Annotated in this window: 15 protein-coding genes and 1 riboswitch; of the genes, 9 read left to right on the top strand and 6 right to left on the bottom strand. The window is 62.6% G+C overall.

Annotated elements, in window-relative coordinates; genetic code table 11:
- Nucleotides 1-8 precede the first annotated feature (8 nt).
- Nucleotides 9-1,145 carry a deoxyguanosinetriphosphate triphosphohydrolase gene (locus tag PCO31110_RS21270; protein WP_010808146.1) on the top strand — a complete coding sequence of 379 codons (1,137 nt, stop codon included), beginning with the start codon at nucleotides 9-11 and terminating at the stop codon, nucleotides 1,143-1,145.
- 131 nt (nucleotides 1,146-1,276) lie between these two features.
- On the opposite strand, the gene PCO31110_RS21265 is transcribed toward PCO31110_RS21270, so the two are convergent.
- The 3 genes from PCO31110_RS21265 to PCO31110_RS21255 form a co-directional block, all read right to left on the bottom strand.
- Nucleotides 1,277-1,654 carry an ElaB/YgaM/YqjD family protein gene (locus PCO31110_RS21265; RefSeq protein ID WP_010808147.1) on the bottom strand — a complete coding sequence of 126 codons (378 nt, stop codon included), beginning with the start codon at nucleotides 1,652-1,654 and terminating at the stop codon, nucleotides 1,277-1,279.
- A gap of 268 nt (nucleotides 1,655-1,922) precedes the next feature.
- Complete coding sequence (locus PCO31110_RS21260; protein WP_010808148.1) at nucleotides 1,923-2,672, bottom strand: OmpW/AlkL family protein; 750 nt, start codon at nucleotides 2,670-2,672, stop codon at nucleotides 1,923-1,925.
- Nucleotides 2,673-2,939: 267 nt separating this feature from the next.
- Nucleotides 2,940-3,788, bottom strand: a complete 849-nt coding sequence (locus PCO31110_RS21255; RefSeq protein WP_010808149.1) for an OmpW/AlkL family protein — start codon at nucleotides 3,786-3,788, stop codon at nucleotides 2,940-2,942.
- A gap of 198 nt (nucleotides 3,789-3,986) precedes the next feature.
- On the opposite strand from PCO31110_RS21255, the gene PCO31110_RS21250 reads away from it, so the two are divergent.
- From PCO31110_RS21250 to PCO31110_RS21225, 6 genes are all read left to right on the top strand, one after another.
- The gene (locus PCO31110_RS21250) at nucleotides 3,987-4,688 is read left to right on the top strand and encodes a transposase (protein ID WP_010808150.1); all 702 of its coding nucleotides are present in this window, start codon (nucleotides 3,987-3,989) and stop codon (nucleotides 4,686-4,688) included.
- 384 nt (nucleotides 4,689-5,072) lie between these two features.
- Nucleotides 5,073-9,800 carry a glutamate synthase subunit alpha gene (locus PCO31110_RS21245; RefSeq protein ID WP_010808151.1) on the top strand — a complete coding sequence of 1,576 codons (4,728 nt, stop codon included), beginning with the start codon at nucleotides 5,073-5,075 and terminating at the stop codon, nucleotides 9,798-9,800.
- Nucleotides 9,801-9,895: 95 nt separating this feature from the next.
- Complete coding sequence (locus tag PCO31110_RS21240; RefSeq protein ID WP_150691314.1) at nucleotides 9,896-11,362, top strand: glutamate synthase subunit beta; 1,467 nt, start codon at nucleotides 9,896-9,898, stop codon at nucleotides 11,360-11,362.
- Between the two features lie 457 nt (nucleotides 11,363-11,819).
- On the top strand, nucleotides 11,820-13,130 hold the full coding sequence (locus PCO31110_RS21235; RefSeq protein ID WP_010808153.1) for an MFS transporter: 1,311 nt from the start codon (nucleotides 11,820-11,822) through the stop codon (nucleotides 13,128-13,130).
- A gap of 150 nt (nucleotides 13,131-13,280) precedes the next feature.
- Entirely contained in the window at nucleotides 13,281-14,105 is an 825-nt protein-coding gene (locus PCO31110_RS21230) for an NAD-dependent epimerase/dehydratase family protein (RefSeq protein ID WP_150691313.1), read from the top strand.
- A complete protein-coding gene (locus PCO31110_RS21225; RefSeq protein ID WP_150691312.1) occupies nucleotides 14,102-15,034 on the top strand; it encodes an SMP-30/gluconolactonase/LRE family protein in 933 nt (310 codons plus the stop codon). Before PCO31110_RS21230 ends, PCO31110_RS21225 begins: the two co-directional genes overlap by 4 nt.
- Nucleotides 15,035-15,224: 190 nt before the next feature.
- On the opposite strand, the gene PCO31110_RS21220 is transcribed toward PCO31110_RS21225, so the two are convergent.
- From PCO31110_RS21220 to PCO31110_RS21210, 3 genes are all read right to left on the bottom strand, one after another.
- Nucleotides 15,225-16,484, bottom strand: a complete 1,260-nt coding sequence (locus PCO31110_RS21220) for an MFS transporter (RefSeq protein ID WP_010808156.1) — start codon at nucleotides 16,482-16,484, stop codon at nucleotides 15,225-15,227.
- An 83-nt stretch (nucleotides 16,485-16,567) separates the two neighbouring features.
- Nucleotides 16,568-17,368 carry an SDR family NAD(P)-dependent oxidoreductase gene (locus PCO31110_RS21215; RefSeq protein WP_150691311.1) on the bottom strand — a complete coding sequence of 267 codons (801 nt, stop codon included), beginning with the start codon at nucleotides 17,366-17,368 and terminating at the stop codon, nucleotides 16,568-16,570.
- 110 nt (nucleotides 17,369-17,478) lie between these two features.
- Nucleotides 17,479-19,278, bottom strand: coding sequence for an ABC transporter ATP-binding protein/permease (locus tag PCO31110_RS21210; protein ID WP_150691310.1), 1,800 nt, complete (start codon nucleotides 19,276-19,278; stop codon nucleotides 17,479-17,481).
- A 237-nt stretch (nucleotides 19,279-19,515) separates the two neighbouring features.
- Nucleotides 19,516-19,643: riboswitch (TPP riboswitch) on the top strand.
- A 133-nt stretch (nucleotides 19,644-19,776) separates the two neighbouring features.
- Between PCO31110_RS21210 and PCO31110_RS21205 the strand changes: the two genes are divergently transcribed.
- Both PCO31110_RS21205 and thiS read left to right on the top strand, forming a co-directional pair.
- Nucleotides 19,777-20,919, top strand: a complete 1,143-nt coding sequence (locus PCO31110_RS21205; RefSeq protein WP_010808159.1) for an FAD-dependent oxidoreductase — start codon at nucleotides 19,777-19,779, stop codon at nucleotides 20,917-20,919.
- A 16-nt stretch (nucleotides 20,920-20,935) separates the two neighbouring features.
- Nucleotides 20,936-21,133: a sulfur carrier protein ThiS gene (thiS, locus tag PCO31110_RS21200; RefSeq protein ID WP_010808160.1), complete on the top strand. Its 198-nt coding sequence runs from the start codon at nucleotides 20,936-20,938 to the stop codon at nucleotides 21,131-21,133.

The following is a 21,133-nucleotide window of genomic DNA, read 5'->3' as shown; positions in this document are numbered from 1 at the left end:
GGCTGGCGATGATCGATTACGAAGCGTCGCTTGCCCCTTACGCGGCGCGCTCCAGCGCGTCACGCGGGCGGCGGTTCAAGGAACCGGTATCCACGACGCGCACGGATTTTCAGCGCGACCGCGACCGCATCATTCATTCGACCGCATTTCGCCGGCTCGAATACAAGACGCAAGTCTTTGTGAATCACGAGGGCGATCTGTTCCGTACGCGTCTGACGCACAGTCTGGAAGTCGCGCAGATTGGCCGGTCGATCGCGAGGAATCTGCGTGTCAACGAAGATCTCATCGAGGCGATTGCGTTGGCGCATGACCTGGGGCACACCCCCTTCGGCCACGCCGGACAGGACGCGCTCAACGCCTGCATGCAGGACCACGGCGGGTTCGAGCACAATTTGCAAAGCCTGATCGTTGTCGACGAACTCGAGGAGCATTACGGCGGCTTTAACGGTCTGAACCTCTGTTTCGAGACCCGCGAAGGCATTCTCAAGCATTGCTCTCGCGCCAATGCGAGAGGCTTGGGCGAGCTTGGCGAACGTTTCCTCAAGGGACGCCAGCCCGGCATCGAGGCGCAGATTGCCAATCTCGCCGACGAGATCGCGTACAACAATCACGATATCGACGACGGCGTGCGCTCAGGTTTGCTGTCGCTCGATCAGCTTGACGACGTACCGCTCTGGAAGCGTTACTGCGCCGAAGCACGGTTGGCATGGCCGGAAATTTCCGGCCGGCGGCTGGTGCATGAAACAACGCGACGGATCATCAACGCATTGATCGTCGACCTGATTACGACCACTCGCCAACGCGTCGCGGACGCTTCGCCGTCCTCGATGGATGACGTGCGCGGCGCCGGGCCGCTGGTGGCTTTCAGCAGCGAGATGCGCGAGCAGGCAGGACACCTCAAGCGGTTCCTGTTCGATAACCTGTATCGGCACTACCTTGTCATGCGCATGGCCGCGAAAGCGCAGCGCATCGTTCAGGAGCTGTTCGATGCTTTCCTTGCCGATCCCCGCTTGCTGCCACCGAATTACCGCGCCGGGAATGCCGAGGATCAGCCGCGCTGGATCGCGCACTACGTCGCTGGAATGACGGATCGTTACGCCATCAAGGAATATCGCAGGCTCTTCACGATCGAGCCGACGCTTTGAGGCTCGGGTGAGGGAATAAAACGAAGCAGCCGGCATTTGCCGGCTGCTTTCATTCTGGCCGTGCCGACGAGAACCTGGATCGTTTCGTCAGACGGAAAACCCGGACGTGTGCAACGCCTTGCCGGGAACGATTAGCTGCGTCCCGCGATGAAACCGAGTACCAGTGCCACGGCGGCCACGGTGCCCACGGTCTGCCACGGGCGTTCGTGCACGTAGCCGTCGGCTTCCTCCCAGACTTCGTTGGCGCGGCGGCGCAGGTTGGCACGCGCATCGCCGAAGTCGCTGCGCGCCTGCCGGAGTTTGTCGCCGATTTCGGCGCGCAGGGCCTCAACGTCCGATGCCGACTTGGCGTTGGAGAGGGCGTGGTCAAGATCGTCCAGCAGATCGCGCACACGCGCCGCCACATCGCCGTTTGCCAGACGCGCTGCGCGCGCCGCACGCCGGCCGGCATAGCGCGCATCTTCCAGACCACTATTGAGTGCCGTTTCCGCTTTCGAGGCAATTCCCATTTTCAGACTCCCAAAAGGTGATATTGAAATGCGGCGTTCGATGCACCCTGGTTGGGTCGACGCCGGTGGAACCCTGAGGCGAACGGCCATTATGGCGCGGCAGTTCGCGTGCGTACACCTTCAGAGAGTGGAGGAAGAAAGAAAGTTGCGGCGCGTTTGCTGAAGATCGTGTGAGAAGACGCCTACGTTGCTGCCAGAAACGAAAAAACGCCGCGCGATGCGGCGTTTTTGGAACCACTCGACGCGTCTTTCGATGCGTCGAGGCTGGTTAGAAGCGATAACCCAGCGACAGGAACGTCACCACCGGGTTCAGTCGGACCTTGGCTTCGCTGGTCGTCGTGATCGGACCGCGAGTCGTGGTCAGCTTGGCCGTCGTGCTGACCGGGATGTACGACACGGAGAAAGCCAGCGTCCAGTGCTTGTCCATGTTGTAGTTGATACCGGCGTTGAAGACCGGGGCCCAGGAATTGGTCAGACTTGCCGTCGTGTTGCCGCCGGGGCCGAGGGTTAGCGCATTGCTGGCCAGCGACTGGAAGCCCGGCGTGAGTTCGATGTTCGAGTAGAAGAAGTAGCTGGCCCCGATACCCAGGAACGGACGCCACGTGTCGTTTGCCTGGCCGAAGTAGTACTTCAGCAACAGCGCGGGGCTCCATTGTTTGGCCGAGGCGAGCGCGCCCCCACCCGGCAATGCGAGGCTACCCTGACCGTACAGGCGGAACTTCGGCGGAACACCAACCACGGCTTCCACAGCGATGTTGTCGGTGAAGAAGTGGGCGAACGTGATGCCTACCGTGTCGGCGTCGTCCACCTGCGCGCCGGTGTTGCCCAGGCGGCTGTTCAACGCATTGGCCAGGCCGGGCACGCTCGATCCCGTTACATTCAGGGGGTTACTCGAAACCTGCGGCGAGAGATGGAACCAGCCAAGGTTGATAACGTTATCGCCAGCTTGCTGTGCGAAGGTGGCCCCCGATGCCGTCAGCATGGCTGCGGCAGCAATTGTCAAATGCTTCAACTTCATCGATTCGTCTCCTGCTCAAGATTCTTTATTGTTGAGAATTCCGTTAAATGAAATTCAGGGCCATTATGCCGACCGTGCAAAATGCCGGATAGCAAGAGTCTGGAGGCTGCGCTCTAAAGGTGTTGTTTCCACGCATCGACTCATGGAATGCCCCTAGAAAAAAGCGCTGGACGAGAGAAAAGCGTGCCCTTATATGTCAGGCACGCTTTTGGGAATTCACTGCGGAGTCCGACATGCCGGACGCATTTTACGTCCCGCACACTGAGTTTAGAACTTGTAGCCGAGCGATACGAAGGTCACAATCGGATTCAGCTTGATTTCGGCGTCCGAGGACGAGAGAACCGTTCCGTCCTGCGCTTTGATCTTGATGTTCGCGGTGGTCTTGAGCGGCAAGTAGGAGACCGATGCGCTAGCGACCCAGTGTTTGTCGAAGGAATAGGAAAGACCTGCGTTAAAAACCGGTTGCCACGACGCTGACGATTTCGCTTCCACGCTCGTTGGCCCGTTATGCCCGGAAGTGAATGCGAGCACGCTACCGAAATTCTGATTTAGCGCCGCTTCGAAATTCGGATTGAGACTGACGTTTGTGAAGAACGTATAGCTCACACCGACACCCAGAAAAGGGCGCAACGACGAATTGGCTTGTCCGAAGTAATACTGCAGCACGAGCGCCGGACTCCATTGGCGAACGCTTTGCACAATCGGGTTGTTTTGCGCCGCACCTAGGTCGATACTCGTGAGCGCGCCGGCGATGCCCGGCGGCGCGATCACGCCCTGACCCGTGAGCTTGAATTTGGCGGGAACACCGGCCACTGTCTGCAAGGCGATGTTGTCGGTGAAGAAGTGGGTAATGACAAGCCCGAGCGTATCGGCGTTGCTGACCTTCGCGCCGCTGCCGGGGGAAGTGAAGTTCGACGGCACCAGGGCAGGCGTGAGACCCTCCTGAGTGACGCTGGTGGTCATCGGCTTGCTGGAGTCTTGCGGGGCGATGTGAAACCATCCGAGGTTGACGACGTTGTCGCCGGCTTGTTGTGCAATGGCGCTGGTGGACGCCAGGGAAATGCCGAGTCCGAGCGCGCAAAGGCGCGCCGCGAACCGATAGGTTCGAATTGTCATTTGTCTATCCTCCCAAGATTATTTATTTATTTTTTGATGCATTATGCGCTTGGGATTTCATGGCGCAATCGCCGGATCTAGAGCTTTTGCACGAATTAACGGGGTTTGGCTGGATATCAGTATTTAAAGAGATTTTTCGAGATAAAACTCTCTCGTGAATCGTGATGTCGAGCTTTAAAGCATTAAATTTAAACAAGCATGGCCCGATTACCGAGACTTTTCATTCCGCGCCAACCGCAGCATGTCATTCTGCGCGGCAATAACCGGCAAGCCATCTTCGTGGACGACGAAGACCGGCGCGTATTCCACGACCGGCTGCGCGACGCTGCACGCGCCAACGGATTGGCGATTCACGCGTGGTGCATGATGCCGAACCATCTGCATCTGGTCGCCACGCCGTCCGACGAGCGCAGTCTGCCTGCAACCTTGCAGGCGGTCGGCCGCTATTACGTGCTGTATTTCAACCGTCGCCACCACCGCACCGGCACCCTGTGGGAAGGCCGGTATCGCGCCACGGTGATCGAGGCCGAGCACTATCTGTTGCTCGCGAGCCGTTATGTCGAACTCAATCCGGTGCGCGCAGGTCTGGTGGACGCCCCAGGTAATTACGTGTGGTCGAGTTACAACCATCACGTCGGCCTCACGGTCGACAGCCTGGTAACGGATCACGCGCTGTACTGGGCGCTCGGCAATACGCCGTTCGAACGTCAGCGCGCTTACGCAGAGGGGTTCTCGATTCCGCTGCCGCCGCATGAGATCGACGCACTGCGTACAGCAACGCAAAAAGGGTGGTTGCTCGGCGGCCCCGAGTATCAGGCGCGCATGTCGCTCGCCGCGAATCGCCGGGTGAGTCCGCTAACGCGTGGCCGCCCCCGGAAGCCGGTGTCCGATACCCTTTGATGCGCCTCCCGACAGACCGGCTCCGGTCTGTCATCCATATTCCAAGCACTTGAAATCACGGGTTTTTCGGCAGACCCTCATCGGACGAAATTAATTTGACCCCATTAAAAATGAGCCTTCTTTTGGTGCGGTTTTTAATTGGAATCTGACCCCATTAAAATATTTTGTCATTGTGAATTTCATGGCGTATATTCCAACTTCGGCCGATTGGTGCGATGCGCAAAAGCGTGCGCGCTGAGTCGGCCCCTGTGGCAACGCCCGAGAACGATCTTCGACGTGCGCGAATCCGCAGCCCTGGCCCGCCCGGCCAACCCCACTTAACCCGGTCGACCGCGACGAGCATGCGCGCGGCGACCTCGCCAAGAGACGGTGTAACTCGTGGAAATGAAACAACAACCGATTGCGACGGCAGCAGCGCTGCCGGGTGAGGCGTACTTGGCGCCGGACGCACAGGGCATGTACGACCCGGCCAACGAACACGATGCCTGCGGCGTGGGCTTCGTGGCGCACATCAAGGGCGTGAAAAGCCACGCTATCGTCGAGCAGGGCCTGAAGATTCTCGAGAACCTCGATCACCGGGGCGCCGTCGGTGCCGACCCGTTGATGGGGGACGGCGCCGGTATCCTGTTGCAGATTCCCGACCAGTTCTACCGTGAAGAAATGGCCCAACAGGGCGTGACCCTGCCGCCGGCCGGTGAATATGGCGTCGGCATGATCTTCCTGCCGAAGGAGCACGCGTCGCGTCTGGCTTGCGAACAGGAACTCGAGCGCACCGTGAAGGCTGAAGGGCAGGTCGTGCTGGGCTGGCGCGATGTCGCGATCGATCGCGACATGCCGATGTCGCCCAACGTGAAGGCCACCGAGCCGGTGATCCGCCAGATCTTCATCGGTCGCGGTCAGGACATCATGGTGACGGACGCCCTCGAGCGTAAGCTGTACGTCATCCGCAAAACGGCAAGCCACCGTATCCAGGCGCTCAAGCTCAAGCACGGCAAGGAATATTTCGTGCCGTCGATGTCGGCGCGCACTATCGTCTACAAGGGCCTGCTGCTGTGCGATCAGGTCGGCCGCTACTATCGCGATCTGGCCGATCCGCGCACCGTCTCGGCACTCGCTCTCGTTCACCAACGCTTCTCGACGAACACGTTCCCGGCCTGGGAACTGGCGCACCCGTACCGCATGGTCGCGCACAACGGTGAAATCAACACCGTGAAGGGCAACGTGAACTGGATCAACGCCCGCACGGGCGCGATCTCGTCGGCCGTGCTCGGCAGCGATCTGCAAAAGCTGTGGCCGCTGATCTATCCGGGCCAGTCGGACACCGCGTCGTTCGACAACTGCCTCGAAATGCTCACGATGGCCGGCTACCCGCTCGCCCACGCCGTGATGATGATGATCCCGGAAGCCTGGGAACAGCACACGCTGATGGACGAGAACCGCCGCGCGTTCTACGAATACCACGCCGCGATGATGGAGCCGTGGGACGGCCCCGCCGCCATCGCGTTCACCGATGGCCGTCAGATCGGCGCGACGCTCGACCGTAACGGCCTGCGTCCGGCGCGCTTCGTGATTACCGACGACGAGATGGTCATTCTGGCGTCGGAGTCGGGCGTGCTGCCGATACCCGAGTCGAAGATCGTCAAGAAGTGGCGTCTTCAGCCGGGCAAGATGTTCCTGATCGACATGGAACAGGGCCGCATCATCGACGACAAGGAACTGAAGGACAACCTCGCCAACGCGAAGCCGTACAAGAGCTGGATCGACGCCGTGCGCATCAAGCTCGACGAGATCGAGCCGAAGGTCGAAGAGGCCGGTGTGCATCACGACACCGCCACGCCGCTGCTCGACTTGCAGCAGGCATTCGGCTACACGCAGGAAGAAGTGAAGTTGCTGATGACGCCGATGGCGATCAACGGCGAAGAAGCCGTGGGCTCGATGGGCAACGACAGCCCGCTCGCGGTCATGAGCAACAAGAACAAGACGCTCTATCACTACTTCCGTCAGCTCTTCGCGCAGGTGACGAACCCGCCGATCGACCCGATCCGCGAGAACATGGTGATGTCGCTGGTGTCGTTCATCGGCCCGAAGCCGAACCTGCTCGACACGAACAACATCAACCCGCCGATGCGTCTCGAGGTGTCGCAGCCGGTGCTGGACTTCAAGGAAATCGCGAAGATCCGCCACATCGACAAGTACACCGGCGGCAAATTCCGCTCGTACGAGTTGAACATCTGCTATCCGGTTGCGTGGGGCAAGGAAGGTATCGAGGCACGCCTCGCATCGCTGTGCGCCGAAGCCATCGACGCCGTGAAGTCGGGCTACAACATCCTGATCGTCTCGGACCGCCTGACGAACCGCGAACAAGTCGCGATCCCGGCGCTGCTCGCCACGTCCGCCGTGCACCAGCATCTGGTCACGCAGGGGCTGCGCACGAGCACGGGCCTGGTGGTCGAAACCGGGTCGGCGCGTGAAGTGCACCACTTCGCATTGCTCGCGGGCTACGGCGCGGAAGCCGTGCACCCGTACCTGGCGATGGAAACGCTTGCCCAGATCGCCCGCAAGCAAGGCGGCGATCTGACGCCGGAAAAGGCGATCAAGCACTTCGTCAAGGCCGTGGGCAAGGGCCTGCACAAGGTCATGTCGAAGATGGGCATCTCGACGTACATGTCGTACACGGGCGCGCAGATCTTCGAAGCCATCGGCCTGTCGCAGGAACTGGTCAGGAAGTATTTCCACGGCACGGCATCGAACGTTGGCGGGATCGGCATCTTCGAAGTGGCCGAGGAAGCCGTGCGTCTGCATCGCGACGCCTTCGGCGACAATCCGGTGCTGGCCAACATGCTCGACGCCGGCGGTGAATACGCGTTCCGCATTCGTGGCGAAGACCACATGTGGACGCCGGACGTCATTGCCAAGCTCCAGCACTCGACCCGTTCGAACTCGTACCAGACGTACAAGGAGTACGCGAATCTCATCAACGACCAGAGCAAGCGCCACATGACGCTGCGCGGTCTGTTCGAGTTCCGCGTCGATCCGCAGCGCGCGATCCCGCTCGATCAGGTGGAGTCGGCCAAGGACATCGTGAAGCGTTTCGCCACGGGCGCCATGTCGCTCGGTTCGATCTCGACCGAAGCGCACGCCACGCTGGCTGTCGCGATGAACCGTATCGGCGGCAAGTCGAACACGGGTGAGGGCGGTGAAGATCCGCGCCGCTATCGCAACGAGCTGAAGGGCATTCCGATCAAGAAGGGGGAATCGCTCGCGTCGATCGTGGGTCGCGATGTCATCGAGTCCGATATCGAGTTGCAAGATGGCGATTCGCTGCGCTCGCGCATCAAGCAGGTCGCGTCGGGCCGCTTCGGTGTGACGGCCGACTATCTGGTCTCGGCCGACCAGATTCAGATCAAGATGGCGCAGGGTGCGAAGCCGGGCGAAGGCGGTCAGTTGCCGGGTCACAAGGTGACGGAATATATCGGCAAGCTGCGCTACTCCGTGCCGGGCGTTGGCCTGATTTCGCCGCCGCCGCACCACGATATCTATTCGATTGAAGATCTGGCGCAGCTCATTCACGATCTGAAGAACGTGAACGCCTCGTCGTCGATCTCGGTGAAGCTCGTGTCCGAAGTGGGCGTGGGCACGGTTGCCGCCGGTGTCGCGAAGGCCAAGGCCGATCACGTGGTGATCGCCGGTCACGACGGTGGCACGGGCGCGTCGCCGCTGTCGTCGGTGAAGTATGCCGGCACGCCGTGGGAACTGGGTCTGGCGGAAACGCAACAGACGCTGGTGCTCAACCGCCTGCGCGGTCGTATCCGCGTGCAGGCCGACGGTCAGATGAAGACCGGCCGCGACGTAGTGATCGGTGCATTGCTCGGCGCAGACGAATTCGGCTTCGCGACGGCACCGCTCGTCGTCGAAGGCTGCATCATGATGCGCAAGTGCCACCTGAACACCTGCCCGGTGGGCGTGGCGACGCAAGACCCGGTGCTGCGCAAGAAATTCCAGGGCAAGCCGGAACATGTCGTCAACTACTTCTTCTTCGTGGCCGAGGAAGTGCGCGAAATCATGGCGCAACTGGGCATCTCGAAGTTCGACGACCTGATCGGCCGTGCCGACCTGCTCAACACCAAGTCGGGCGTGGAGCACTGGAAGGCGAAGGGGCTCGATTTCTCGCGCATCTTCTATCAGCCGGAAGTGGGCGCCGACGTGCCGCGTATGCACGTCGAATCGCAAGACCACGGCCTGACGGGGGCGCTCGATCATGCGCTCATCGAAAAGGCGCTGCCGGCGCTCGAGAAAGGCGAGCATGTCTCGTTCATCCAGCCGGTGCGTAACCGCAACCGTACGGTTGGCGCGATGCTCTCGGGCGAAGTGGCCAAGCGTTACGGCCACGACGGCCTGCCGGACGACACGATCCACGTGCAGCTCAAGGGCACGGCGGGTCAGAGCTTCGGTGCGTTCCTCGCGCGCGGCATTACGCTCGATCTGGTGGGTGACGGCAACGACTACGTGGGCAAGGGGCTGTCGGGCGGCCGCATCATCGTGCGTCCGACCAACGACTTCCGTGGCAACGCCGAAGACAACATCATCGTGGGCAATACCGTGATGATCGGCGCCATCGAAGGCGAAGCCTTCTTCAACGGTGTGGCCGGCGAACGCTTCTGCGTGCGCAACTCGGGCGCCACCGCAGTGGTGGAAGGCACGGGCGATCACGGTTGCGAGTACATGACCGGCGGTACGGTGGTCGTGCTGGGCGAGACCGGCCGTAACTTCTCGGCCGGTATGTCGGGCGGTGTGGCTTATGTGTACGACGCTGACGGTACGTTCACCGCGAAGTGCAACACGGCGATGGTCGCACTGGATCCGGTGCTGCCGCACGCCGAGCAGGAGCGCACGGTGAGCCAGGGGCTGTGGCATCGCGGTCAGACCGACGAGGCGCAACTGCGCGAACTGATCGAGCGTCACTTCCAGTTCACGGGCTCCACGCGCGCGAAGGCGCTGCTCGAAGACTGGGACGGCGCGCGCCGCAAATTCGTGAAGGTGTTCCCGAACGAATACAAGCGAGCCTTGGGCGAAATGGCCAAGGCGGGCGACAAACAAGCACTGGCGGCCTGAAGCCGCTCGCGCGGCAACGCCACGGGGTGAGGGCCCCACGGCGTGCCGCGCGCGGGCGAGGCACGGTAACCACAAAACTTTCCGACTGAAGAAACATGGGCAAGGTCACAGGTTTTCTCGAATTCGAGCGCCAGAGCGAGTCGTACGAAGCACCGCTGGCACGCATGAAGCACTACAAGGAGTTCGTGCTCGCGCTCTCCGACGATCAGGCAAAAGTGCAGGGCGCACGCTGCATGGACTGCGGCATTCCCTTCTGCACCAACGGTTGCCCGGTCAACAACATCATTCCCGACTTCAACGATCTGGTGTATCGCCAGGACTGGAAGTCGGCCATCTCGGTGCTGCACTCGACGAACAACTTCCCGGAGTTCACGGGCCGTATCTGTCCGGCGCCGTGTGAAGCTGCGTGCACGCTGAACATCAACAGCGACGCCGTGGGCATCAAGTCCATCGAGCACGCGATCATCGACAAGGCGTGGACCGAAGGCTGGGTCGAGCCGCAGCCCGCAAAGCACAAGACCGGCAAGACGGTCGCTGTGGTCGGTTCGGGCCCGGCGGGTATGGCCGTGGCGCAGCAACTCGCGCGCGCCGGTCACGACGTCACCGTGTTCGAAAAGAACGATCGCGTGGGCGGGCTGCTGCGTTACGGTATCCCCGACTTCAAGCTGGAGAAGTGGCTGATCGACCGTCGCATGCGCCAGATGGAAGCCGAAGGCGTGACGTTCCGCACCGGGGTTTATGTCGGCCGCGATGCCCCCGATGCGCACATCAACAACTTTTCCAAAGAGACGATTTCGCCGGATCAGTTGCAGGCGCAGTTTGACGCCGTGGTAATCGCGGGTGGCGCAGAGCAGCCGCGCGATCTGCCGGTGCCGGGCCGCGAGCTGGAAGGCATCCATTTCGCGATGGAATTCCTGCCGCAACAAAATAAGGTGAATGCGGGCGACAAGCTGGCGAACCAGTTGCTGGCCACGGGCAAGCGTGTGATCGTGATCGGCGGTGGCGACACCGGCTCCGATTGCGTGGGCACGTCGAACCGCCACGGCGCGAAAAGCGTGACGCAGTTCGAACTGCTGCCGCAGCCGCCCGAGCACGAGAACAAGCCGATGGTGTGGCCGTACTGGCCGACCAAGCTGCGTACGTCGTCGAGCCACGAAGAGGGCTGCGAGCGTGACTGGTCGGTGGCGACGAAGCGCTTCGAAGGCAAGAACGGCAAGGTCGAGAAGCTGATCGCCGTGCGTCTCGAATGGAAGGACGGCAAGATGCTGGAAGTGCCGGGCTCGGAATTCGAACTCAAGGCCGATCTGGTGTTGCTCGCGATGGGCTTCGTCTCGCCGTTGCAGACCGTGCTCGACGCGTTCGGCGTCGACAAGGATGCACGCGGCAACGTGCGCGCCTCGACCGAAGGCGAGCGCGCCTACACGACGAACCTGCCGAAGGTCTTCGCCGCAGGCGACGTGCGCCGTGGTCAATCGCTGGTGGTGTGGGCGATTCGCGAAGGCCGTCAGTGCGCCCGTGCCGTTGACGAGTTCCTGATGGGACATTCGGAACTGCCGCGCTAAGCTTCAAAGCGTGCCCTTCGGGGTGCGCGCAGGTAATGCCTGCCAAAACCACAAATACGGGGTTGAGAGGAGGGGCGCAGAGGTAGGCATCTGCGTCACTGTGGAGAAACCGTCCGGACGGCAACGTCCGGGCGGTTTTTTCTTGCCCCTTCATCTCGCCTGCAAGGATCTGCGGCGCCGCTGATGGGATTGAGGAATCCGTCGATCTCTAAATATAAGATGTCATACAACAAGGCGCTTTCACTGCCAATTCATATGTGATAAAACGTTCCGAGCGTAGGTAATCTTCAACTAACGCAAGGGTTATAGCGTCAGGCGACGGAGCCGCCGGAAGCCCTAGGGATTATCCGTAAACGGCGTATTCGACCATTGTCATCGTACATCTTCTGACGTAGGATGCCTCTCCATGCGAGCTGCGCGCTCGCGACAAGAATATTCACGGAGAGAGACAACCATCATGGCACTGAAAATCAAAGGCCTGCGCTGGTGGATGATCGGGCTGCTGACGCTTGGCACGGTCATGAACTACCTTGCGCGCAGTTCGCTTGCCGTTGCCGCCCCCACGGTAATGAAGGATCTCCACATTACGACTCAGCAATACGGCTGGATCACCGGCGCATTCCTCGTGTTGTATCCGATCGGCGCCCCGCTCACCGGCTACCTGATGGACCGCATCGGTCTGAGATTGGGCTTCCTGCTGTGCGGCGTGATGTGGTCGGTGGTATGCATGCTGCACGGTCTGGCAGACGGCTGGATCGGTCTGTTCGTGCTGCGCGGATTGCTGGGGCTGGCCGAGGCGTCGTTCATTCCGGCCGGCATGCGCGCGGCGGCGTTCTGGTTCCCGTCGAAGGAGCGAGCGCTTGCCGCGGGCATCTTCAACATCGGTACGTCGGTAGGCGCGATTCTCGCGCCGCCGCTGATCGCCTGGTCGATCATGCGCTACAACTGGGAAACGGCGTTCGTGATCGCGGGCGGTCTCGGCCTCGTGTGGGGCGTGCTGTGGTACCTGTTCTACCGTCACCCGACCGATCATCCGGCACTCACGACGGCAGAGTCCGAGTACATCAATGAAGGGCATGCCGTCGACCTCGCTGCCGACGCGCGCAAACCGAACCCGCTTTCGATCCTGCGTCAGCGCAATTTCTGGGGCATCGCCCTGCCGCGCTTCTTCGCCGACCCGGTGTGGGGCACGATCGTGTTCTGGATGCCGCTATACCTCAATCAGGCGCGCGGTTTCGATCTGAAGACGATTGCCGCGACGGCATGGTTGCCGTTCGTGGCGGCGGACATCGGGTGCCTGATGGGCGGCACGATTTCCGTCTGGCTGAACAAGCATTTCAAAATCACGATTTTCAACGGCAAGCGGGTTGTGTTCACCGTCGGCGCCATCATCATGACGGCGATGTGCGGGGTGGGCTTCGTCGCAGATCCGATGATGGCGATCTTCCTGCTGTGTCTGGGCGGCTTTGCGCACCAGACGCTTTCGATCAGTGTGATTTCGATGTCGGCCGACCTGTTCCCGCGTAACGAAGTGGCGACGGTGACGGGCATGGCCGGATTGTCCGCGGGGATCGGCAACCTGCTTTTCACGCTGGTGATCGGCACCTTCGTGACGGTGGTGGGCTATGCCCCGTTCTTCGTGGCGCTGGGCCTGGGCGATCTGATCGGCGCGGTGATTTTGTGGACCGTGGTCAAGCCCGGCATCACGGGCACGGCCACGCCGTTGCCGGCCAGACGCGTCGACGTGGGCCGCACGGCCAATGCGTAGCGGACGGGGTGGCGGGGCAAGACTTCGCCGCATGACGATTTGACGTGCGTCGCGCTGCCCACCTCCCCTCGGGTATGCGGCGCGGCGTCGGCTTTGTTGTCGCAATGCATCGTGGCATGCATTGCGATCTACCGATGAACAAGGAGTGACATGAGCCAGACTTCCGGCAAACCCTTCCGTCGTCTGCTGCTGACCGGCGCGGCGGGCAATCTTGGTAAACAACTGCGCGGCAAGCTCGCAGAATGGGCAGACATCGTGCGCGTGAGCGACATCGTGCCGCTCAAGGCCGAGGCGCCGCACGAAGAAGCCATGCAGGTCGACCTCGCCGATCGCGCCGCGGTGCACGCCTTGCTCGAAGGGGTGGATGCGCTGGTGCATCTGGGTGGCGTTTCCGTCGAAGCGCCTTTCGACGACATTCTGCAAGCCAACATCCTCGGCTTGTATAACGTCTACAGCGCGGCGCAGAAGCAGGGCGTGAAGCGCATCGTCTACGCCAGCTCGAATCACGCGGTCGGTTTCCATCCCGTGACGGAAGTGCTCGACGTCGACGCACCGCATCGCCCGGACGGCATGTATGGCATCTCGAAGTGTTTTGGCGAAGACCTGTCGCGCTACTACTTCGACCGCTTCGGTCTTGAGACCGTGTGTCTGCGCATCGGGTCGTCGTTCGAGCAGCCAAAGAACCCGCGCATGATGGTGACGTACCTGAGCTATCGCGATTTCGTCGAGCTCGTGCGTTGCTCGCTGTTCACGAATCGTGTGGGACATGCCATCGTCTACGGCGTGTCGAACAACCCGACGCTGTGGGTCGACAACACGAAGGCTGCGTTCCTCGGCTTCCGTGCGCAAGACAGTTCCGCCGAATTCGCCGGTCTGTTCCCGCTCAAGGCCCCCGATCCGCAGATGGACGACTGGACGCAGCGCTTCCAGGGCGGCCCGTTCGTGTTGTTGGGGCCGATGGAGCCCAAGGCATGAGCGTGTCCATCGAACGACTCGAGCCGTCGCGAGATACACCGCATGCCGTGGGGGAAAGCCCGCTGTGGCGCGCGAACGAGCAAGCGCTCTACTGGGTAGACATCCCCGCGAAGCAATTGCATCGCGTGACGCCCGCCGACGGCGAGCATTGCCAATGGACCTTCCCGGAACAGATCGCGTGCTTCTCGTTCGACGCCTCGGGCACGTTGCTCGCGGGTTGCGAGACCGGGCTGTTCGCGGTGCGGCTGGGGACGCCCGGCGTCATTGCCGCGTCCGAGTGGCAGCGGATGGCCGCCCCTCCGTTTCCCGCGCCGGGCATGCGCTTCAACGACGGGCGCTGTGACCGTCAGGGCCGCTTCTGGGCGGGCACGATGGTGCAGGACATGTCGCTCGCGAGCGACGCGGGTTCGCTCTTTCGTTTCGATGCCGATGGGCATCTGTCCGCACCGCTCGTCGACGGTCTTGTCACGCAGAACGGTCTGGGTTTCTCGCCCGACAGCCGCACGATGTATCTTAGCGATTCGCATCCGACGCGCCGTCGCGTGTGGGCGTTCGACTTCGATGCGCAGAGCGGCGCGATCGGTGAGCGGCGTTTGTTCGTGGACATGAATCGATATCCGGGCCGCCCCGACGGCGCGGCCGTCGATGCCGATGGCGGCTACTGGACGTGTGCCAACGATGGCAGCCGTTTGTTGCGCTTCACGCCGGCGGGCGAGTTGGATCGAGAAATCGTGTTGCCGGTGTCGAAGCCCTCGATGTGCGCGTTCGGCGGGCGCGACTTCGATACGTTGTTCGTGACGTCGATTCGTCCGGGCGCGGGCGCCAACGAGCACGATGGCCACGTGTTTGCCGTGCGTTGCGGCGTGCAAGGATTGCCGGAAGTGCCTTATGCCGGATTGGCCGGCGCGTTTTCGGCGGCAGGTGTGTAGGCGGGGGTGTGTCGGTGGCGACGCCGCGCAAGCACATAAGCGGCGAGCACTGCGGAAGTGGTTCCGGGTTGGCTGGCTTACACGGATGGCCACCCGGTGAGGCGGCGGGACGTCGGATCGACGGTAGTCAGCGATCCGGCGTCCCGTTTTGCCGTCGGCGGACCGATGGCGTTTCGTGGCATCGGCACGATCAGTGCGTGACGTCCGCCGTGACAAGCGACTTGCCGCGCGTCTCGGGCAGCAGCAGCGCGCACACGACCACGAGCAGGTAACCGCCGCCCGCCACCATGCCGATGGCCTTCACGAGCGAGCCGGTTTGCGCGAGCATGCCGACGGCGATGGGGAAGAACGAGCCGATGCCGCGTCCCAGGTTGTAGCAGAAACCTTGTCCGGAACCGCGAATGTGGTTCGGATACAGCTCCGTCAGATACGCGCCGATACCGGCGAAAATGCCTTGCACGACGATGCCGAGCGGGAAACCGAGCAACAGCATCGCGCTGTCGGTGATCGGCAGCATCGTGTACGCCATGCCGAGCAGGAACGATGCGACGGCGAAGAAGACGAAGGCGCCGCGACGTCCGAGTTTGTCGGAGAGAATCGCACCGACGATGTAGCCCACGAACGAGCCGACGATCAGCACGATCAGATACGCGCTCGTGTTGAACACCGAGAGCCCGCGCACGGTCTTCAGATAGGTCGGCAGCCACGTGGTGATCGCGTAGTAGCCGCCAAGCATGCCGGAGCACAGCAAGCTGCCGAGGATCGTCGTCTTCAAATGCTCCGGGGCAAATATCTGCATGAAATTGCCGTGCAGTTTGCCCTCGGCGATCTTGCGGCGGGTCTGCGTGTAGATCTCCGGGTCCGACACGTTACGGCGCACGTACGTGATCCACAGCGCGGGCACGATACCGATCCAGAAGCACGCGCGCCACGCGGTGCCTTCGTCGAGCACGGCGAAGAAGAACCAGTACAGCAGCGCGGCGGCGGCCCAGCCGACCGACCAACTGCTTTGCACCGTGCCGACCGCCTTCGCGCGATGCTGTGGCGAGCGGATCATCTCGCCCATCATCATCGTGACGACAGTCCATTCCCCGCCGAAGCCGATGCCTTGCAACGTGCGCGTGATGAGCAACTGCCAGAACGAGTTCGTGAAGCCCGAGAGGAACGTGAACAGGCAAAACGTGGCGATCGTCCACTGAAGCACGCGCACGCGGCCGAAGCGATCCGCGAGAATGCCGGCGAGCCATCCGCCCACCGCTGACGAGATGAGCGAACTGGTCGCGATCATGCCCGCTTCGCCCTTCGTCATCCCCCACGCTGCGATGAGCGTGGGAATCAGGAAGGAATAGATCATGAAGTCGAACGCATCGACGGCGTAGCCGCCGAAGCCCGCATACAGGGCCTTGCGCTCCTTCGTGTTGAGTTCCTTGAACCAGGAAAAAAATGCCATGAAGACTCCTCGGTGGATCGTGTGCTTGTCGTTATGTGTGTGACGTGTGTTGTTTTTTGTACCCACGCGGGGTGACGTGCGACTCAGAGTGTCAGGCCCCCGTCGACGTGGATCACCTGTCCCGTGATCTGGCGCGCATGCGGGCCGAGCAGGAAAACGGCGAGCGCGGCGATATCGTCGGGCTCGCAGAGGCGGCCGGTAGGCGTGGCGTCGGCCGCGCGCTGCCATGCGGCGGGATCGATGGCCGAGTGCCCGCTGTCCTTGCGCGTGTAGCCGGGTGCAACGCAATTGATCGTCACGCCCGAGCTGGCGTATTCGGCGGCGGCGCTTTTGGCGAGCGCTTCGATGGCGGCTTTGGCGGCGGCCGTTGCGGGAAAGCCGGGCTGATTCGGTGCGAAGCGATGGGCGACGAACGAACTGACGGCGACCACACTGGCCTGCGGCGAGCGTTGCAGGTCGGGTAACGCGCAGCGCAGCAGCGCTGCAAACGCGCCGGGCATGGCCGCGAGCGTGAGTGCGAAGGCGTCGTCGTCTACGTCGGTCAAGCGCTGGCGCGTCGCGAAACCTGCGTTGCTCACGAGTTGATCGATCGAGCCGAAGGCGTCGTGCGCGGCGTCGATCAGACGCGCGGCGGCCGAGGTCTCAGCGAGATCGCCGAACCAGACGGCGCACTGCGCGCCAAGGCTCTCGCAGGTCTGACGCACTTCGGCGAGGCGCGCCTGACTCGCGTCGGACGCCCCGCGGGTATGCAGCAGCAGGCGTGTCTGCGTAGAAGCGAGCCGGCGGGCGATGGCCGCGCCGATGCCGGAAGCGGCGCCGGTCACGACGATAGTGCGTGCGGCGCGGTGAGGAGACTGGCCGGATGAGGAAGCAGGGGTGGTCACGATGAACCCGGGGCGAGCAAAGGGTGCTCGTGATTATGCCAAAGCCCTTGTGCGCCGGGACAGCCGTGTCAATATTATTTAGGAAGTGAATGAATTGGCGCGCATGCGTGCTAGGCGGCGCCGACCACCCGTGAGCGCTCGATGTCGTTGGTTGCATGCAGTGTCATGGTGTGCTGATGAAAGCGTCCGAGTGTTTCGCGATGCGCCACGCTGACCATCATGGTGCCGGGCAGATGCGCGTGCAGGGCTTCGTACACGGCTTCCTCGGTCTCCACGTCGAGTGCGCTGGTCGCTTCGTCGAGGAACAGGTAATCGGGTTTCTGAAGCAAGGCGCGTGCGGCGGCGATCCGCTGCTGTTCGCCGCCCGAGAGCCGCCGCGCCCAGTGCGCGACCGTTTGCAACGCGTCATTGTATTGGCCGAGATTGACGGCAGTCAGCGCCGCGCGGCACTCGGCGTCGCTGAACGTGTCGGGCGGCGAGGGGAACGCCAGCGCGGCCTTCAGCGTGTCGATGGGGAGATAGCTTTGCTGCGAGAGGAACAGTACGCGGGCGTTGGCGGGAACTTCGATGCGGCCGCTGCCGAAGGGCCACAGCCCGGCGAGTGCGCGCAGCATGGTGCTCTTGCCGCAGCCCGAGCGGCCGCGGATGAGCCACCGTGAGCCCGGCGTGAAGGCGAACGATCCGGCCACCGCGAGCGGTGCGCCGTTGGGAAGCGCGAGATGCAGATCGGTCGCCGCATACGCGGGGGACGTCGAACTGCTCGCCGTCACGATGGAGATCGCGCCCTCGCGCGGCACCTGCGGCGGTTCGTCGATCACACGTGTGAATTCGCGCAGACGATTGACCGTCGCCTTCCAGTCGGCCAGGGTCGCGAAACTGTTCACGAACCACGAGAAGCCGTCGCTCACCTGCCCGAAGGCGTCGATGATCCGCATGAGCACGCCGAGCGTGAATGCGCCTGCGAAGTAGCGCGGCGCGGCCGCCATGATCGGGAAGACGATGGCGATCTGCGCATAAATCGAGTTCGCGAAGATCAGGCGCTTCGTCACGACCATGATCTGCCACCAGTTGTCGCGCACGGCGCCGAAGGCCGCCTTCAGGCGCGACAACTCGGCGCCTTCGCCACGATAGAGGGCGACCTGCTCGGCCGACTCGCGCAGACGCACCAGCAGAAAACGAAAATCCGCTTCCACCTGCTGCTGCCGATAGCTCAGCCCGACGAGCGGGCGGCCGACCTTGAAGATGAAGTACGAACCCACGACGGCGTATAGCGCCGCGACCCAGACCATGTAGCCGGGAATCGTGATGTTCATGCCGCCCAGCGCGAACGACACCGCGCCCGAGATCGTCCACAGAATCGTGATGAACGAGAACAGTGAGACGAGTGTCGTCAGCAAATCGAGCGAGAGCGCCAGCGACGAACTCACGAGCGTGCGGATGTCTTCCGAAATACGTTGGTCGGGGTTGTCGGCGAGATGATCGCGTTCGATGCGGTAATACGCCTGATGGGCAAACCACTTCGCCAGGTTCGTATCCGTTACCCATTGCCGCCACCGGATTTCGAGCATCTGCCGGAAGTAGGTGCGGAACGTGGCGATGATGATGAAGCTGAAGGCGAGTATCGCGAACTCGGCGAGCGAAGACTTGAAGACGGGCCAGTCGCGCTTATCCAGGGCATCGTAGAAGCCGGCGTTCCACGCGTTCAGGCGCACGTTGATGAACACGACCGCAAGGTTGAGCACCACGACGAGGGCGAGCAACCGGCGTCCCTCCCAACGCTTCTCCGAGATCCAGTAAGGCCGGATCAATTGCCAGGCCGTGGGGTGCTTTGGCGGTTTGGGCGCGGGCGCGATAGGGTCGCCGGCCGGCGGCACGTTGGGAGATTGGGGAGGCTTCGGCGTGTGAACCATGATCGTCTGGCGGCGCTGCCGCAGTGGTGCAACGTGTTTTGGGGGCAACGGCTCATTTGACCTCAGTTCCCGATGCTGCGTTGCACGAATTCCAGCCCGGGACTCGCGTCACGTCGACATTCAGTTTACGTGTCGTTACAAGACTCGGAAGATTCGTCAAAAAACGAGACGCAACGGACGTGCAACCGGCCGGAAACCTAGCTTGCACGGGCGTCGGCATCTATGTTGTAATGACTGCGGGCGAAACAGGGGTGCTCCGTGCCGGACGCGGGTGTTGACCATGCGTAACGATGTCACGGGGCTGAGAGAGACCCTTTGCACCCGACCCGGGTAATACCGGCGTGGGAAGTTTCCGACTCCTCCAGTGGGGTAAGGTGTCCAACACCGTTTCGTCCTTTTGCTTTCATGAGGAAAGGACCCCATGCGCTGCCTTCCACAAATTCCTTCGTGTTCCCCTGAGTGCCTGCGCGCCGTGACGGCTTGCGCGGCAGTGCGCGTATGAGCGCATCCACTTCCCGTTCCGCTTCCCGTCCTGACGTCGCCATCCTTGGCGGCGGGCTGTCCGGCCGTCTTCTCGCCTGGCAACTGATCCGCGCCGGTGCGCGCGTGGCGCTGTTCGAGCGCGGCGACGCCGACGGGTCGTCTGCGGCCGGCTGGGTCGCGGCCGCCATGCTCGCGCCGCTGGCCGAGGCCGCCGTGGCCGAACCGAGCATCGTCGAGATGGGCGCGGCGGGCCTCGAGCGCTGGCCGTCGTTGATCGACGGCCTGCCTGAGCACGTCTTCTTCCAACGTAACGGCACGCTGGTCGTGTGGCATCAGCCCGACCGTGCCGAAGCTGTCATGTTCGACCGCCGCATGCGCGCGAATGCCCCGCCGGCATTGCTGCGCGGTGGTGTCGAGCGGGTGACGGGTGCGCAATTGAGCGAGGTCGAGCCCGCGCTTGCCGGGCGTTTTCAGGAGGGCTGGTTGCTGCCGAACGAGGGCCAGCTCGATAACCGTCAACTGCTGCGTGCGCTGGCGGCGGGGCTCGCCAAAGCCGGGGCGGAACTGCATTGGCATACGGAGATCGCCGAGGGGGCCTACCCCGACGCCGGTCTCGTCATCGATTGCCGCGGGCTGGGTGCGCGCGGTGTGCTCACGCGCCTGCGCGGCGTGCGTGGCGAAGTGGTACGCATTCACGCGCCAGGTGTCGGATTACGCCGGCCGGTACGGTTGCTGCATCCGCGTTATCCGATCTACATCGCGCCCAAGGAAAACGATCTGTATGTGATCGGGGCGACCGAACTCGAGTCGGAAGACATGTCGCCGATGACCGTGCGCTCGGCGCTCGAACTGCTCTCGGCGGCGCATTCGCTGACCCCGGCGTTCGGCGAGGCGCGCATTATCGAATTGAACGTCAACTGCCGCCCCGCGCTGCCCGACCACCTGCCGCGCGTGCAGTGGGACGGTGCGCGGCTGCTGCGGGTGAACGGCTTGTACCGGCACGGCTATTTGCTGGCGCCGGCAGTCACGGGAGAAGCTTGCGCGCTGGCGCAGGCGTTGATGCAATCGACTGGCGGGCAAGTGGGCGTTGGCCATGCGTTCGACTGGGAGACGTGGCGAGCGAGCCGGCCGTGGCCGGACCTGTTCCGGCACGGATGAGAGGGAGCTGTACGCGATGGACATCCATATCAATCAACAGACACTGAGCGTGGCCGAGACGGCGACGCTGGCCGAGGCGCTGGTCGCCTACGGCGCCAAGCCGCCGTTCGCCGCGGCGATCAACGGGCAATTCGTACCCAAGACGCAATACGCCGCGCGTTCGCTCGCGCAGGGCGACAAGATCGATGTCGTGCAACCGGTGGCCGGAGGCTGA

This window comes from Pandoraea communis (assembly GCF_902459745.1).
GTDB classification, from domain to species: domain Bacteria; phylum Pseudomonadota; class Gammaproteobacteria; order Burkholderiales; family Burkholderiaceae; genus Pandoraea; species Pandoraea communis.
This window is presented reverse-complemented; position numbering and strand designations above follow the sequence as displayed.

Coding starts and splice junctions, on each gene's coding strand:
- PCO31110_RS21260 (WP_010808148.1), bottom strand. CDS start 2,672: ATGAAGTTGAAGCATTTGACAATTGCTGCCGCAGCCATGCTGACGGCA.
- PCO31110_RS21205 (WP_010808159.1), top strand. CDS start 19,777: ATGAGCGCATCCACTTCCCGTTCCGCTTCCCGTCCTGACGTCGCCATC.
- PCO31110_RS21220 (WP_010808156.1), bottom strand. CDS start 16,484: ATGGCATTTTTTTCCTGGTTCAAGGAACTCAACACGAAGGAGCGCAAG.
- PCO31110_RS21265 (WP_010808147.1), bottom strand. CDS start 1,654: ATGGGAATTGCCTCGAAAGCGGAAACGGCACTCAATAGTGGTCTGGAA.
- PCO31110_RS21250 (WP_010808150.1), top strand. CDS start 3,987: ATGGCCCGATTACCGAGACTTTTCATTCCGCGCCAACCGCAGCATGTC.
- PCO31110_RS21245 (WP_010808151.1), top strand. CDS start 5,073: ATGAAACAACAACCGATTGCGACGGCAGCAGCGCTGCCGGGTGAGGCG.
- PCO31110_RS21230 (WP_150691313.1), top strand. CDS start 13,281: ATGAGCCAGACTTCCGGCAAACCCTTCCGTCGTCTGCTGCTGACCGGC.
- PCO31110_RS21255 (WP_010808149.1), bottom strand. CDS start 3,788: ATGACAATTCGAACCTATCGGTTCGCGGCGCGCCTTTGCGCGCTCGGA.
- PCO31110_RS21270 (WP_010808146.1), top strand. CDS start 9: ATGATCGATTACGAAGCGTCGCTTGCCCCTTACGCGGCGCGCTCCAGC.
- PCO31110_RS21225 (WP_150691312.1), top strand. CDS start 14,102: ATGAGCGTGTCCATCGAACGACTCGAGCCGTCGCGAGATACACCGCAT.
- thiS (WP_010808160.1), top strand. CDS start 20,936: ATGGACATCCATATCAATCAACAGACACTGAGCGTGGCCGAGACGGCG.
- PCO31110_RS21235 (WP_010808153.1), top strand. CDS start 11,820: ATGGCACTGAAAATCAAAGGCCTGCGCTGGTGGATGATCGGGCTGCTG.
- PCO31110_RS21210 (WP_150691310.1), bottom strand. CDS start 19,278: ATGGTTCACACGCCGAAGCCTCCCCAATCTCCCAACGTGCCGCCGGCC.
- PCO31110_RS21240 (WP_150691314.1), top strand. CDS start 9,896: ATGGGCAAGGTCACAGGTTTTCTCGAATTCGAGCGCCAGAGCGAGTCG.